General features: G+C 46.2%; 12 protein-coding genes. 10 read left to right on the top strand and 2 right to left on the bottom strand.

Going from position 1 to position 13,913, the window contains the following annotated elements:
* Positions 1-212: 212 nt before the first annotated feature.
* Complete coding sequence (locus A8F94_RS08855; protein ID WP_139070055.1) at positions 213-2,267, top strand: catalase; 2,055 nt, start codon at positions 213-215, stop codon at positions 2,265-2,267.
* 173 nt (positions 2,268-2,440) lie between these two features.
* Positions 2,441-3,886 (top strand): PAS domain S-box protein, encoded by a 1,446-nt coding sequence (locus A8F94_RS08850; protein ID WP_066198573.1) that lies wholly within the window; start codon positions 2,441-2,443, stop codon positions 3,884-3,886.
* 150 nt (positions 3,887-4,036) lie between these two features.
* On the opposite strand, the gene A8F94_RS08845 is transcribed toward A8F94_RS08850, so the two are convergent.
* Positions 4,037-5,218, bottom strand: a complete 1,182-nt coding sequence (locus A8F94_RS08845; RefSeq protein WP_066198567.1) for an ATP-grasp domain-containing protein — start codon at positions 5,216-5,218, stop codon at positions 4,037-4,039.
* A 438-nt stretch (positions 5,219-5,656) separates the two neighbouring features.
* On the opposite strand from A8F94_RS08845, the gene A8F94_RS08840 reads away from it, so the two are divergent.
* From A8F94_RS08840 to A8F94_RS26505, 3 genes are all read left to right on the top strand, one after another.
* The gene (locus A8F94_RS08840; RefSeq protein WP_066198565.1) at positions 5,657-7,039 is read left to right on the top strand and encodes a M28 family peptidase; all 1,383 of its coding nucleotides are present in this window, start codon (positions 5,657-5,659) and stop codon (positions 7,037-7,039) included.
* A gap of 101 nt (positions 7,040-7,140) precedes the next feature.
* A complete protein-coding gene (locus A8F94_RS26510) occupies positions 7,141-7,404 on the top strand; it encodes a hypothetical protein (RefSeq protein WP_368072777.1) in 264 nt (87 codons plus the stop codon).
* Positions 7,405-7,550: 146 nt separating this feature from the next.
* Entirely contained in the window at positions 7,551-7,898 is a 348-nt protein-coding gene (locus A8F94_RS26505) for a hypothetical protein (RefSeq protein WP_368072776.1), read from the top strand.
* Between the two features lie 91 nt (positions 7,899-7,989).
* On the opposite strand, the gene A8F94_RS08830 is transcribed toward A8F94_RS26505, so the two are convergent.
* Entirely contained in the window at positions 7,990-8,268 is a 279-nt protein-coding gene (locus A8F94_RS08830) for a hypothetical protein (RefSeq protein ID WP_066198562.1), read from the bottom strand.
* A gap of 288 nt (positions 8,269-8,556) precedes the next feature.
* Here A8F94_RS08830 and A8F94_RS08825 point away from each other — a divergent pair, with 288 nt between their 5' ends.
* From A8F94_RS08825 to A8F94_RS08805, 5 genes are all read left to right on the top strand, one after another.
* Positions 8,557-9,480: a nuclease-related domain-containing protein gene (locus tag A8F94_RS08825; protein ID WP_066198558.1), complete on the top strand. Its 924-nt coding sequence runs from the start codon at positions 8,557-8,559 to the stop codon at positions 9,478-9,480.
* A gap of 801 nt (positions 9,481-10,281) precedes the next feature.
* On the top strand, positions 10,282-10,728 hold the full coding sequence (locus A8F94_RS08820; RefSeq protein ID WP_066198555.1) for an Lrp/AsnC family transcriptional regulator: 447 nt from the start codon (positions 10,282-10,284) through the stop codon (positions 10,726-10,728).
* Positions 10,729-10,741: 13 nt separating this feature from the next.
* On the top strand, positions 10,742-11,803 hold the full coding sequence (locus A8F94_RS08815; protein WP_066198552.1) for a M42 family metallopeptidase: 1,062 nt from the start codon (positions 10,742-10,744) through the stop codon (positions 11,801-11,803).
* 21 nt (positions 11,804-11,824) lie between these two features.
* The gene (locus A8F94_RS08810; RefSeq protein WP_066198550.1) at positions 11,825-12,676 is read left to right on the top strand and encodes a M55 family metallopeptidase; all 852 of its coding nucleotides are present in this window, start codon (positions 11,825-11,827) and stop codon (positions 12,674-12,676) included.
* 310 nt (positions 12,677-12,986) lie between these two features.
* Positions 12,987-13,913: an ABC transporter permease gene (locus A8F94_RS08805; RefSeq protein WP_066198547.1), complete on the top strand. Its 927-nt coding sequence runs from the start codon at positions 12,987-12,989 to the stop codon at positions 13,911-13,913.

Below are 13,913 nucleotides of genomic sequence, written 5' to 3'. Positions count from 1 at the left end.
CTGAATTAATTTGAGGAGAATACAATATTTCAACTATTTCCATAGGAATAAGATTGATTTGCCTGAAGTTAACCACGGCAAACCAGAATTATTCCTGTTACGTTTTTGTTACCTTTTTGTCATTTTGTCGTTTTTTGTCCGTTTGAGTGGGGTAGAGGGGACTGGGAGGCCTTTTTCCAAGAAGGGATCTACTTACGACTAGGAGGATGATGATGAGAGACAACAGAAATTCCAAGTTGAACAAGAAGCAGGAGCAGCTTGAGCAGTTTAAGGTGGATGACAGCGGTGAGAAGCTGACGACGAATCAAGGTCTGAAGGTTTCGGAGGATGAGTTTTCCCTGAAGGCCGGCGTTCGCGGGCCGACGTTGATGGAAGACTTTCATTTCCGCGAAAAAATGACCCACTTTGATCATGAGCGGATTCCGGAAAGGGTTGTACATGCCCGGGGGTTTGCCGCCCATGGTGAATTCCAGGTGTACGAGTCAATGAGGGAGTATACGATGGCAAAGTTCCTGCATGATCCTTCAAAGAAAACGCCAGTCTTTGTCCGGTTCTCAACGGTTCAGGGTTCGAAGGGTTCGCCGGAGACAGTACGTGATGTACGTGGATTTGCGACGAAGTTTTACACAGAGGAAGGGAACTATGACCTGGTTGGCAATAATATGCCGGTTTTCTTCATGCAGGATGCCATTAAGTTTCCTGACTTTGTGCACGCAGTAAAGCCGGAGCCGCATAATGAAATGCCACAGGCCGCTACAGCGCACGATACGTTCTGGGACTATATCGCCAATAATCAGGAATCGGCACATATGGTGATGTGGGCAATGTCGGACCGCGCGATTCCGCGCAGCTACCGGATGATGGAGGGGTTCGGGGTACATACATTCAGATTTGTGAATGAGCAGGGCAAGGCACATTTCGTCAAACTCCATTGGAAACCGGTGCTTGGTGTGCATTCACAGGTGTGGGATGAGGCCCAGAAGGTTGCCGGTAAAGACCCTGATTTCCATCGCCGCGATTTGTACGAAGCGATTGAAAGAGGAGATTATCCAGAGTATGAGCTTGGCGTTCAAATAATACCAGAGGAAGAAGAATTCCGGTTTGGCTTTGATATTCTCGATCCAACGAAATTATGGCCTGAGGAAGAGGTTCCAGTCAGGCTTATTGGAAAAATGACGCTGAACCGTAATGTGGACAATGTGTTTGCCGAGACTGAACAGGTTGCGTTCCATCCTGGCCATGTTGTGCCTGGAATTGATTTTTCCAATGACCCGCTCCTGCAGGGGAGGTTGTTTTCCTATACGGATACGCAGCTCTTGCGCCTTGGCGGGCCGAACTTTCACGAACTGCCAATCAACCGCTCTGTCTGCCCGTTCCACAATAACCAGCGTGATGGCTTTGGGCGCCAGACTATCAACCGTGGCCAGGTGAGCTACCATAGGAACTCACTTGCGCAAAATACACCCCGTCCCGCTGCTCCAGAAGAAGGCGGCTATGTCCATTATCAGGAAAAAGTCGAAGGCCAAAAAATCCGGGCTCGCAGTGACAGCTTTAAGGATCATTTTTCCCAGGGGTCGATGTTCTGGAACAGTATGAGTCCGCCTGAAAAGCAGCACATTATTGATGCGTTTACGTTTGAACTGGGCAAGGTGAAATCACCGGATGTCCGCCAGCAGGTTGTCGATATGTTCGCCAATGTCAGCATGGAACTGGTAACCCCGGTTGCCAAGGGTATTGGAGCCAGGGTACCTGAGCCGAGGGAACCGGCTTCGTTAAAATCGTCCCCCGCGTTAAGCATGGCTAATACGGTAAAAACCGCGAAAACTCGGATGGTTGGTATTCTGATTGAGGAAGGATTTAATGGGAGAGAGGTTAAGGAAATTCTTGATGCCTTGAAGGCGGAGGGAGTTCTCCCTAAGATTATTAGCGAAAATCTCGGTACAATCCGCGGAACCGATGATTTCGAGCTTCCAGTTGAATTCTCCTACCTAACGGCTGATTCCGTGATATTTGACGCAATCTATATTGTGGGCGGCGGCGCGGAAAACAGCCCGAAGTTAAAAAAGAAAGCTTTGGAATTCGTGCAGGAAGCGTTCGAACACTACAAGCCAATCGGTGCCACGCATGCAGGTGCGGAAGTGGTTTCGCAAGCCGGCATCGTTGGACAGCCGGGTGTTATTACAGCAGGAGCTGGCCCAGCAGAATTTGCGGCTCAATTTGTGCAAGCCATTGCCGAACACCGTTTCTGGGAGCGGGAAATCGAATAAACAAAGGAGGGACGTTTTTCCTCTGCCATAGGCAGGCGGGAGGCGTCCCTATTGGTTTTTAGAAAACAAAAACCGTCCTCTTTAGACATTTTTTAAAATATTCACAAAATTTATAGGAGAAGTATATTATAATAATTTGCAAGGGGTAGTACCAATTTTACAGGGGGAAGATTATGGCTGTGCAACCTGATTTTCAGAGTATGCCAAATGATATAATGGTTGCTCTTGAACGGACAATTAGTTTGTCCGTTACAGATTCGACCGGGATGATTGTTTATGTCAATGAGGTTTTTTGCAATGAGACGAAATATCAAAGGGAAGAACTGCTTGGAAAAAACCATACCCTGTTGAATTCGGGGCATCATTCTGAAAGCTTTTTTAAAACACTGTGGGCCACCATCCGTTCAGGGGAAACCTGGAAAGGCGCAATCCGAAATAAAGCGAAAGATGGCAGCCTTTATTGGGTTGAAAATGAAATTGTGCCTCAGTTGGGAAATGACGGTTTACCGGAAACGTACATATGCATTAGCCGGGATATAACTGAGTATAAACTCAAAGAAGAAAACATGAAAATTAGCATTAACTCATTATGCTCAGTTGCGAAAGCGCTTAACGAGTCATCTATTATAGTCATATTGGATCCCGAGGGTAAAATAACCTATGCAAATGAAAATTATTGTGGACTCTCAAAATATACGATGGAAGAGCTATTGGGCGAGGAGCAAAGTCTCCTGAATTCAGGCCTTCACCCGGAATCTTTTTTCAGGAACATTTGGAATACGATCAATCAGGGAAAGGTGTGGAAGGGGGAAATTTTTAAAAAAGCAAAAGATGGCACCTACTATTGGCTCTATTCCACTATCGTTCCTGTCTTGGGGCCTGATGGTGAAGTTCTAAACTTTGTAGAAATCAGCCATGATATTACCTCTCGGAAAAAAACAGAGGAAATGCTGATGAGGACTGAAAAATTATCGGTCATTGGTGAGTTGGCTGCAGGTGTGGCCCATGAAATTCGCAATCCGCTCACTTCCCTGCGCGGTTTTGCCAGGCTGCTGAAAGAAAACCACACGACTAACCGTGATATGTATTTGGATATTATCATGGATGAAATCGAACGGATAAACCATATCGTCAATGATTTTATGGTTTTGGCCAAACCGTATGTTGTTGAGTTCAAGAAAAAGGAACTGCTCCCTATCATCAAGCATGTCGTTTCGCTGCTTGAATCAGAATGCCACTTGAATAATATCCAAATTCAGCTTGTTACGAATGGGGACATGAGTGGCGTCACCGTCTTTTGTGATGAACACCAGCTGAAACAGGTGTTTTTAAATCTGATAAAAAACGGCATGGAAGCTATGCCTAAAGGCGGCAATATTGTTGTGTTGCTTTCCACCGATAAGGAGAATGTCTACATCGACATTAAAGACAACGGGCTCGGCATGTCCGAACAAATGCTCAACCGACTAGGCGAGCCGTTTTATTCGACAAAAGAACAGGGAACCGGGCTCGGGCTCATGGTCAGTTTCACCATCATCCACAACCACAAAGGCACCATCAAAGCCACAAGCGAACTAGACAAAGGCACCACCTTCCGTATTCAGATGCCGAAGGGGTAGGGAATTGGATAAGATTTGAGTAATCAAAATAGCTAGAACTAGGGGGAGCAGACAATCGTTTGTTTCCTTTTTAAATTGGGAGGGAAACAGAATGAAAAAGATAGAAGCAGGGAACTATTCCCTGCCTCCTTGCTGAACCGTCCTAATTGGCTATTTCCAGCCATGGCGGTCAAGGTACTCTTCGATGGCAATAATTTCTTCCTTGGTGTCGCCAGCGAGGATGGCGCTGATTCTTGGTCTAGCGTTTTGGTTGTCCTCAGGTTTGTAGATGGATAGCGGGAACAGTTCCCTGTTTTCAATCATGGACTGGCAGGTTCCATAGAAATCCTCCCAATCTGTTTCGATTTGCCACGTCCTATACAATAGGTATTCCTTTTTGGTGGAACTGAGGATGCTGTCCTTCAGCAGCAGAGCCGGAGTTGAGGCATTCAGCCTAAAGTTGAGATCAATGCAGACAATCCTTCCATCTGTAGTAGTCAGGATGTCAAAACCGCCTACACCGACATAGTCAAGCTTAGCGGCGTTTTCCATGATTTTTTCCCCAACGGCCATGACGTCATCAGGTGCTGCCTCACAGTCGCTCAGCCAATTCCCGCTGTGATTTCCATCATCTGTCGTGATTTGCTCGGCCGCCCCGAGACAGATGATTTCACCTTCGTGTGTCCTCGCAAATTGAACGCAGTAATTCTTTTCGATATTAACAAGTTCCTCGACTACGATTTGCTCGCTTTCCTTGAATGCTTCCCAAGCCTGGTTGACATCTTCTTCCGTTTGGCAGAGCGCTACATCGATACCGCCCCCGTTCGGGAGGTCGGTTGCTGTTTTTAAAACAAACGGCAGTTTCCATTCCATTTTTACCCGTTCCCGCTCGGTTGGTTTGACTGCGATCCTGCGCGGATAATGGCCTTCCGGTACAAGTTCGGACAGGCTTGCCTTGTTGTTCAAGTATGATAGCAGATCTGGCTTGATCCAATAGCCTTTTTCCGGAATTTCTTCCGGAGGGTAAATTTGATTGATTACTTGCTTTTTCCCCTCTTCAACACAATTGTTGATTAAGCTTTTAATTGAATTCTCATCATTGTAAACATACAGGTTGGAAGGCTCAGTGATTCCGGCAAGCCGCATGAGCTTAAGCGACTCCTCCGTAACAACACGTTCGTTCGCAACCATCGGCATCTCACCTACAATCGACAGCGGTGCACCTGTCCGGAAATCATCAAAGTCATGGTTGTCAGTCGGAACCCAGCCAAAGCCCGAGTACGAGGTCCGCGGATTGAGGATGAATTCTGGCCCATATATATCAGCTAACGTTACATTCGGATTTACGTTCATCGTTTATCACCTCTTTGTGGTCTATGATGCTTGTTACTGAAATAACCGCTCAGAGGAACATTCAAACGTACTAAATATAGGAAGCTGTGTGTGTCAGAGGAGGCGGCTCTGATTCAATAAGTAAGATTTTTAATAGAAGTAGAGGATAGGGGGGAATGGGTGAGGTACACGTTACTTGGATGTCCTCGGCTGTGGAACACATGCGTGTGAAACAAGAAAATTCGGGGAGTGCCTGGCACTGTTCGCATTTTTCAGCGTCCCCCTTTGCTATTGCGGGAAAAAAGAACCACAAGAATATTCTGAATATTAGTAAAATGGTTGGTTGTTTTTAAGTGGAAAGGTGAGCTAGGATATAGGTGTTACTTCTTAGGGCTACTAATGATAACTGATACTAATTCAGTTTATAGATTAGTAGTCTATTATTTTAGGGGGGATTGCATGGTTTTTCGCAAGAAGGGATTAAAGGTAGCGGCTTCATTATTGGCGGTGTCGATGGCATTTGGTTCGGTCGGGTATGCAGCGAATGACACGGCGGGGAAATCGGCCTACTCTCAGGACCAGAAGATTGTTGCGCGCGTCGATGCGGAGCGGGCGATTGAGCATGTCCGCTATTTATCCGAGGAAATCGGGCCGCGTCCCGGCGGGCTTGAAGCAGAGCATCAGTCAGCCGACTACATTGCCGATGTACTGAAGGGATATGGCTACAAGGTGGAATATCAATACTTCCCGGTTGCTGACCAGTACATAGGTGCTGCTAGTTTTGCGGACGGAACCTCTTGGCAGATGGGCGCCGCCCCGAATGGGAAGATTAATAAGGAGGCAGTGACAGCAGAGGTTATTTTTGTGGAAGGCGGAACGAACCTGGGCGATTTCCCGGCTAATACGGCTGGGAAAATTGTTGTCATGGCAAGGGGGGCCTCGACAGCAGATTACCGTGCGCAGGTAAACAATGCGGTTGAAAAAGGCGCGGCGGGTGTCATCCTGCAAAGCCTAGTCGGCAGCCGCGGCAACTACGGACAAACTTTCAATCCCAGCCTAACTGGAAAGGTAGATGTTCCAGTCTTTGGGGCAGCTTTTATCCAGGGGGAATGGATCAAGGAAAAGCTTGCGGAAGGCCCTGTGAACATCACATTGACAGCAGAGCAATTTAGCAATCTTCAGTCCGTAAACGTCATCGCCACGAAACCAGCCAAATCCCAGGGAGATGGGAAGCAGGTTATCCTCGGGGCGCACCATGACAGTGTGGTTGGTGCTCCAGGCGGCAACGACAATGCATCCGGTGTTGGCTTGATGCTTGAGCTTGCGCGTGTGTATAAGGGCTACAATACAGACAAGGAAATGAAGTTTATCGCGTTCGGCTCCGAGGAGCGCGGCCTGCTGGGTGCAAGGCATTATGTGAACCAGCTGTCCCAGGCGGAAAGGGACAATATTGAAGCGGTCTTTGTTCCGGATATGGTTGCAACCAGCTACGGGCCTGCGAAGAACCTATATGCGATGACACCTGACGGCAGCAGGAATGTCGTGACAGACTCTACGACTGCTGCAGGCGCACGTCTTGGTAATTCCGATATTTTACCAGGAACGTTCGGATCCAGTGATCATGTTCCATTCCACCAGGCTGGCATTCCGGCAGCGCTGTTCATCTGGATGGGAATCGACAGCTGGAGCCCGCTCGTTTACCACATCGAAAAGGTTTACCACACTCCCCAGGACACGATTGAAGACAACATCTCGGTTGAACGGATGCAATCCGCTCTTGACGTCATCGGCTCTGGCTTGTTTGATGTCGTCAGAAAAGATGTACCGGCACTGAATAAATAATGTAAACGACGGTTCCCTGCTTCCATGGAAGCATGGACCGTCTTTTTTAGTAATTTATGGTATTCTAAGGGTAGGATATCGGGAAACAAGGGGAGATGCAGTTGGAAGCGATTGAAATGATAGGCATAACCGAAGATAATGTAGATACTCAAGGCTGTTTTTGCCTGCGCAGTAAACCAAATTCAATAGGTTATAAAAATAAAAAAAGTTGGCTTTTGGACCGAGTGGGCGAAGGGTTAAAGTACATAAAACTAATCGAGAATGGCAAGCCGGCGGGGTTTATTGAATATACACCGATTGAAATTCGTCACGAGTCGTATTTGGTGAAAATTATTTGGTTATCCATTGCCTGTGGGTTAGCGTGACGGGAAAAGGGTATGCCACGAAATTGATCCAAACATGTATTCAGGATGCAAAGGAACAAAATAAAGCCGGGGTAATCGTTATTACAAACCCTGAAACTTCGTGGACACCGAGTAAAGATGTATTTTAAAAAAATAGTTTTGAAGAGGTGGACCGTACGCCTTACGGCTTTGAACTGCTTGTCTATAAATTACAGCCTGCACCTAATCCTTTTTTTCCAAATGATTGGGAGGAGCGGCTTAATCGATTTGACGATTTGACAATCATCCGGACACAGCAATGTCCGTTTATCGATGTAGCCACCGAAAATATGGTAGCGGGGGCAGACAGACTGGGCATAAATGATGCCATTATTAATATTAAAACAAGAGACGAATTGCTGGCTTTATCACCAACTCCATATGGTATCTATGGAGTCGTTTACAAGAAGAGGTTAATTGCGTATCACCGGCTCACGGTGCATTCGGCAATGAAGCGATTAAAGGCGGTGAAATAGGAAAAGGCGGGAACGGGTCACTAATGAAACCATGAACCGTTCCCGTGCTCAAGACTAAAATCTAGAGTTGCGCCGGCAAACGCGATTGCGCTTAAATTAAAACAGTGCCGGCGACGAAAATGCTATGCATCAGTCCGATCATAGTGGCGGCCAGGGCAGATGCCATCAGTATTGCTCCATGGGTACGGCTCCGGTCAAAAAATATCATCGCTCCCATATATAATGCAGCTGCCCCAAATACGAGCGGCAAGAACATCACTGACAATGCGACGAACAGCCAGCCGAGCAGCACATACATGACCCCTTTTTTCTCCCCTGTTTTCTCCTTTACAATCCCGATTGCAGCCTGCCCGCAGTGGTTGGCATACATTCGCTTCCATCCCCATCATCCCTTCTAATTGATTTGATTGGTTTTCACTATATTGATGTTGGAAACTATAGTAGTATAATAATTTTTCTTATTTCATTTTATTATAAAGTTCAGAAAAAATACACAAAAAAGTCACAGAAAGTTCAAAATATATTCAAATTTATGAAGGGATAATTTAAATGATGTTGAAAATAAGCCGGTGTAAGGAAGTTTTCATTCCGCTGCCACTGTCTTCACAGGTGGGTATTAGCGTGAGAATCAGCTTTATAAAAAGAAAGGATGTGGAGTATGGCGTACAAAGATCGGTGTAAGCCTAAGAAGCTTGTTATCTACGAATCGTTGGCTGCAAGAATGCAGCTGCCTGACGATGATTGGTCGCACTATTGTAATTTGCTTAAGGGATATGAAGGGGAGTTGAAGTTTGATGCACTGACCGAACAGCTGCAGTGCGAGTGCATTATCCTGAATGATTTGCTGCTGGAGGTTGGCGGAAAGACGTTCCAGATTGATACGCTGATTATTACAGCAAATCCAATTTATTTGTTTGATGTGAAAACCTTTGATGGCGACTATGTTTACGATTCGGAAGAGGATCGGTTGTTCAAAAGGCCCAACTATGAGATTGATAACCCTCTAACCCAGTTAAAAAGATGTGAAACCTTGCTTCGTCAGTTGCTCCGCGAGTTAAGCTATTCTTCATTCCCCATTAACGCTTCAATCGCTTTCGTTCATTCCGAATTTACCCTGTATCAAGCTCCTCTTGATAAACCTTTCATTCTCCCAAATCAGATTTATCCCTTTTTGCGAACATTAAATAATGCCCCACCTGGATTGACGGATAAGCACCGGCGCCTGGCCGAGAAGCTCGTTGCACTCCATCAGCCGGAGTCGCGGTATGACAAGTTTCCAGCGTATACGTTTGAGGGGCTGGAGAAAAAGCTTAGGTGCGGAAAATGCGGATCACTTTCGATTTCAATTGTTGGGAAAAAAGGTATTTGCAAGTGCGGAGAAATCGAGAAGGTAACCGATGCAATCATCCGTCATGTTCATGAATTTCAGCTGCTGTTTCCCAATGAGAGAATTACAACGAAGAATATTTATGAATTTTGTGGAGAGGCATGTTCAAAAAGGAGAATTAATAATGTTTTGAGGAAGTCCTTTAATAGAAGAGGTGCCGATAGAAAAGCATATTATGAGAGAAGAGATATTTAATGTACAAAAACTTGACGGTTGGATGGTGTCAAAAGTCCAGTAACGCTTAATTCGTAGTTTAATTGACAGTTGGCAGGCGGTAAAAAGTCCACGAACTTAGTTTGTAGATTAATTGACGGTTGGCAGGCGGTAAAAAGTCCACGAACTTAGTTTGTAGATTAATTGACGATTGTCAGGTGGTAAAAAGCCCAGCAACGCTTAGTTCGTGGATTAATTGGCTGTTGTTAGGTGGTAAAAAGCCCAGCAACACTTAGTTCGTGGATTAATTGACGGTTTGCAGGTGGTAAAAAGCCCAGCAACGCTTAGTTCGTGGATTAATTGACGGTTTGCGGGTGTCAAAAAATCCACCAACACTCAATTCGTAGATTAATTGGCTGTTGGCAAGTTGCAAAAAGTACACTAACTCTATTTATTAGATTATGAAATACGGGACCACCAGAAAAGTTTATAAAACCTCGCCCGCCTAAACAGCGGGCTTTTAATATTTCCAAAAATATTATCCAGTAAATTGAATTTTTTCAACTAATAAGAAGCCCTGACTATAAATGGCTTACACTGCCAAAGCGGATTCGACAAATTTTTCATATGATGGAACCCTAGCGGCTATAGACTTTAAAGCGCTTACCGAAAAACGGATGTTTTTAAATTTTAGAATTATTATTGCATTTTAAATATTCCTACCCTATAATACGTTTAATCCTAATAAAGATACTAAAAATAAAGAAAATTACCGAAAATGAACCTGATAAAAACAATTTAATACCAAAAAAGGAAGTAGAAAAGCGGGAAGGAGGAAGTTGTTTGGAATACGAAATAGATGAATTGGACAAGGGGATTATCAAGTTTCTATCGCATGATGGCCGGATGTCATTTTCGGAAATTGCGGCAAATCTGAAGGTTAGCGAAAAAACAGTCAGGCTGCGGTATAAGAATTTGATTGATACAGGCATCATGGAAGTGGTCGGGGTAGTGAATCCGGTGGCGATGGGCGTGAAGGCTGGGGCCATCATCCAGTTGAAGGTTCAGCCTCAACGTGTGACTGAGGCGATTGAGGAACTGTCGAAATTCAAGGAAATCCGCTATATTACGCTGACTTCGGGCCCGTATTCGCTGCTGGTGCAAATCGCGGTTGCCACTCAGGAGCATATTACCCAAACGCTGCTGAAGCTAAACGAGCTCCCAAGCATCACTGAGGTGAACAGCATCATTCAGCTTGAAGTCTACAAAAATACATTTGAGTATTTATAGGTGGTGTAAAAATATGCTTGAGCTTTTAAAAACATTAACCGGGCTTTCGGGTCCATGCGGATATGAACACTCGGTTTCTTATTTTATAAGAGATTATGTAAGGGAAAAAACGGATGAGGTACGGATTGATCCAATTGGGAATGTCATCGCCCGCAAAAAGGGCTCTAAATCCGGTCCGGCCGTGCTGCTCACCGCGCATATGGATGAAATCGGCTTTATGGTCAAGAAGATTGAGGAAAATGGGCTGCTAAGATTCGAGAAGCTTGGCGGCAACGACGATCGGATCCTCCTGGCCCAGCCGGTGACCGTAATGGGTTCACAGGGACTGCTCCCAGGACTCATCGGCACCATTTCCGCACATTACGCAAAGTTCGATGACCCATCCAAAGTCAGGAAGCACCAGCAATTATACATAGACATTGGCGCAGCATCAAAACAGGAAGCGCTCGATATGGGAGTCGAAATCGGAACTCCAATCACGTGGGGAAGCGAATTTACCGTTTTTGGACCAAAATCCAAGCCAAGGGTCAGGGCGAAATCGCTTGATGACCGGGCAGGCTGCGCTGTTCTCCTCCAGGTGCTCGATGAAATCCAGGACCAGGATTTCGCGGGAGAATTGATTTTCCTATTTGCTGTCCAGGAGGAAGTCGGCTTGCGCGGGGCAAAAACAGCTTCCGAGCATTTGCAGGCAGATGCAGCAATTGCAGTGGATACGACGGCTGTCAGTGATACCCCGGAGGAAATGATGGACCAAAGCCTCCGCCTCGGCCGGGGGACTGGAATCAAGGTGATGGATTTCAGCTTAATCGTCCATAAAACGATGAAAGACAAACTCATACATCTGGCAAAAGAAAACAACATCCCATACCAGCTTGAAGTATTCCCTGGAATTGGCACAGATGGCGGCGCGGTAAACTACGCGAACAAAGGGATTCCGACCGGTGTACTTTCGATCCCTTCCCGCTATGCCCATTCCCCGGTGGAAGTTGTGGACCTGGGCGACCTGGAAGCCACCAAGGATCTCGTTAAAGAATTTGTTCTATCATTAGAAAAAACCACTAGTTTTGAATTTTAATAGAAAGCGAGACACGATACGATGAAAATTTTTATCTCAGCAGACATGGAAGGCATTTCTGGAGTTGCGACAAATCAGCAGTTGAAAACTCCTTCTGAATATCAGCGGTTCCGGAAGCTAATGACCGCGGATGTGAATGCAGCGATTGAAGGGGCATTCAACGGCGGTGCTACTGAAATTGTTGTAGCGGACGGGCATGGCAATATGTCCAATATTATTATAGAGGAACTTGATCCGCGGGCTCGCCTTGTTTCAGGCAGCAACCGCGTCATGTGCCAGCTTGAAGGGCTGGACACTAGCTTCGACGGAATCATGTTCGTTGGCCATCACGGCCGCGAAGGCGGTTCGGATGTAACGGTCATCTCCCACACACTCGCTGGCATTTGCGTAGAGGAAATGAAAATCAATGGCAGGGTCGTCGGGGAAACCGAGATGAATTCATATGTTGCAGGTTCCCTTGGAGTTCCGCCATTGTTCATAAGCGGTGACGATGCCTATGTAAAAGAAGTGCAGGAAACCTTGCCTGAAGTTGAGGGAGCTGTTACGAAGCGGGCAGTCGACCGCTTTGCCGCAGAATTGCTGCATCCGGAAGTGGCCCGAGCTGAAATCCGGACTAAAGCCGAAGCTGCTGTTAATAAAGCAAAAACAGCCAAGCCGCTTGTAATCGGGGAGGGTCCGGTTACATTCGACCTGATATTCAAAGGCCCGCAGCAGGCAAAAATGACAACGACCCTTCCAACCGTCGAACTGACGGGACCAAAGAGCATCCGATTCACCTACGAAGACATGGTAACTGCATACAAGCATATGTGGGGCTGCGTGATTATCGCGATGACCGCGACAAACGGAGTTCTTGGATCAGTTAATGCGTAATTTTTAAAAAGAAACCGGGGCTGCTGCTTCCGCAACGAAGAGCCCCGGTTACAATCGAATACAAAAACGGGTTTACAAATATGAGTATCCATAAAGTACCAACTTTATGTCTAGGTAAAAATTGTCACAGCCGATAAACGAACTTGCCCATATTCGGGTTCCATGCTATACAAACGAACGTGTCCCGGCGCAAGTCTCGTGCTACCCAAACATACTTGCCTCAGTGCCAGCTGATAAACTACTTACCCGTGACAACTTACTAGAAAAACTCAATAGTTAAATCTTACTAAACTGATAGGGGTGAATGGATATGTACATTCTCAAAAGGCTTGCCACGATGCTTTTGACAATCTGGGTGATCGCGACACTTACCTTTGTCATCATGAAATTTATTCCCGGCGATCCATTCGCATCGGATGCCAATGTCCTCCCGGAAGAAGTTCTGCAGAATATGAGGGCAAAGTACAATCTTGATGAGCCGCTGCCGGTCCAGTACGTCCTCTATATGAAGGACCTTCTGGTGTTCGACCTTGGGCCTTCAATTAACTCAGAGACTCGTACTGTCAACAGCATCATTGCAGACGGCTTGCCGGCATCGGCGACTTTAGGTATTCAAGCCTTAATCATCGCTTTATTTTTCGGGCTGCTGCTTGGAATTGTCGCGGCGCTTAACCATAATAAGCCGATTGATTTCGTAGCGATGACGATTGCGATTCTCGGCATTTCGATACCGAGCTTCATTCTCGCACCGCTGCTGATCAAGTATTTTGCAGTCGAATGGGGGATGCTGCCGGTTGCGTCCTGGGGGTCGTTCCAGCACAGTATCCTGCCGTCCTTGGCACTTGCAGCCTCGCCGCTTGCGGTCATTGCCCGGTTTATGAGGTCCAGCATGATTGATGTCATGAATCAGAACTACATAAAAACGGCGAATGCCAAAGGGCTTTCTACATTCCAGCTTGTCGTCAAGCACGGAATCAGGAACGCGATCCTGCCGGTCATCACATTTATCGGGCCGCTTGCAGTTTCTTTGATTACAGGTACGTTTGTTATCGAAAAAATCTTCGCCATCCCGGGTCTCGGCAAGTATTTCGTAGACGGCATTTTTAACCGGGATTACCCAGTCATTATGGGGACAACCATTTTCTTCAGTACGATTCTTGTTGTCATTCTATTCCTGATCGATATTTCTTACCGGTTGATTGACCCGAGAATCAAATTAACGAGCGGGGGGAATTAA

This window comes from Bacillus sp. FJAT-27225 (assembly GCF_001685025.1).
Taxonomy (GTDB): domain Bacteria; phylum Bacillota; class Bacilli; order Bacillales; family Cytobacillaceae; genus Bacillus_D.
This window is presented reverse-complemented; position numbering and strand designations above follow the sequence as displayed.

Coding starts and splice junctions, on each gene's coding strand:
- A8F94_RS08855 (WP_139070055.1), top strand. CDS start 213: ATGAGAGACAACAGAAATTCCAAGTTGAACAAGAAGCAGGAGCAGCTT.
- A8F94_RS08850 (WP_066198573.1), top strand. CDS start 2,441: ATGGCTGTGCAACCTGATTTTCAGAGTATGCCAAATGATATAATGGTT.
- A8F94_RS08840 (WP_066198565.1), top strand. CDS start 5,657: ATGGTTTTTCGCAAGAAGGGATTAAAGGTAGCGGCTTCATTATTGGCG.
- A8F94_RS08810 (WP_066198550.1), top strand. CDS start 11,825: ATGAAAATTTTTATCTCAGCAGACATGGAAGGCATTTCTGGAGTTGCG.
- A8F94_RS08830 (WP_066198562.1), bottom strand. CDS start 8,268: ATGTATGCCAACCACTGCGGGCAGGCTGCAATCGGGATTGTAAAGGAG.
- A8F94_RS08845 (WP_066198567.1), bottom strand. CDS start 5,218: ATGAACGTAAATCCGAATGTAACGTTAGCTGATATATATGGGCCAGAA.
- A8F94_RS08805 (WP_066198547.1), top strand. CDS start 12,987: ATGTACATTCTCAAAAGGCTTGCCACGATGCTTTTGACAATCTGGGTG.
- A8F94_RS08825 (WP_066198558.1), top strand. CDS start 8,557: ATGGCGTACAAAGATCGGTGTAAGCCTAAGAAGCTTGTTATCTACGAA.
- A8F94_RS08815 (WP_066198552.1), top strand. CDS start 10,742: ATGCTTGAGCTTTTAAAAACATTAACCGGGCTTTCGGGTCCATGCGGA.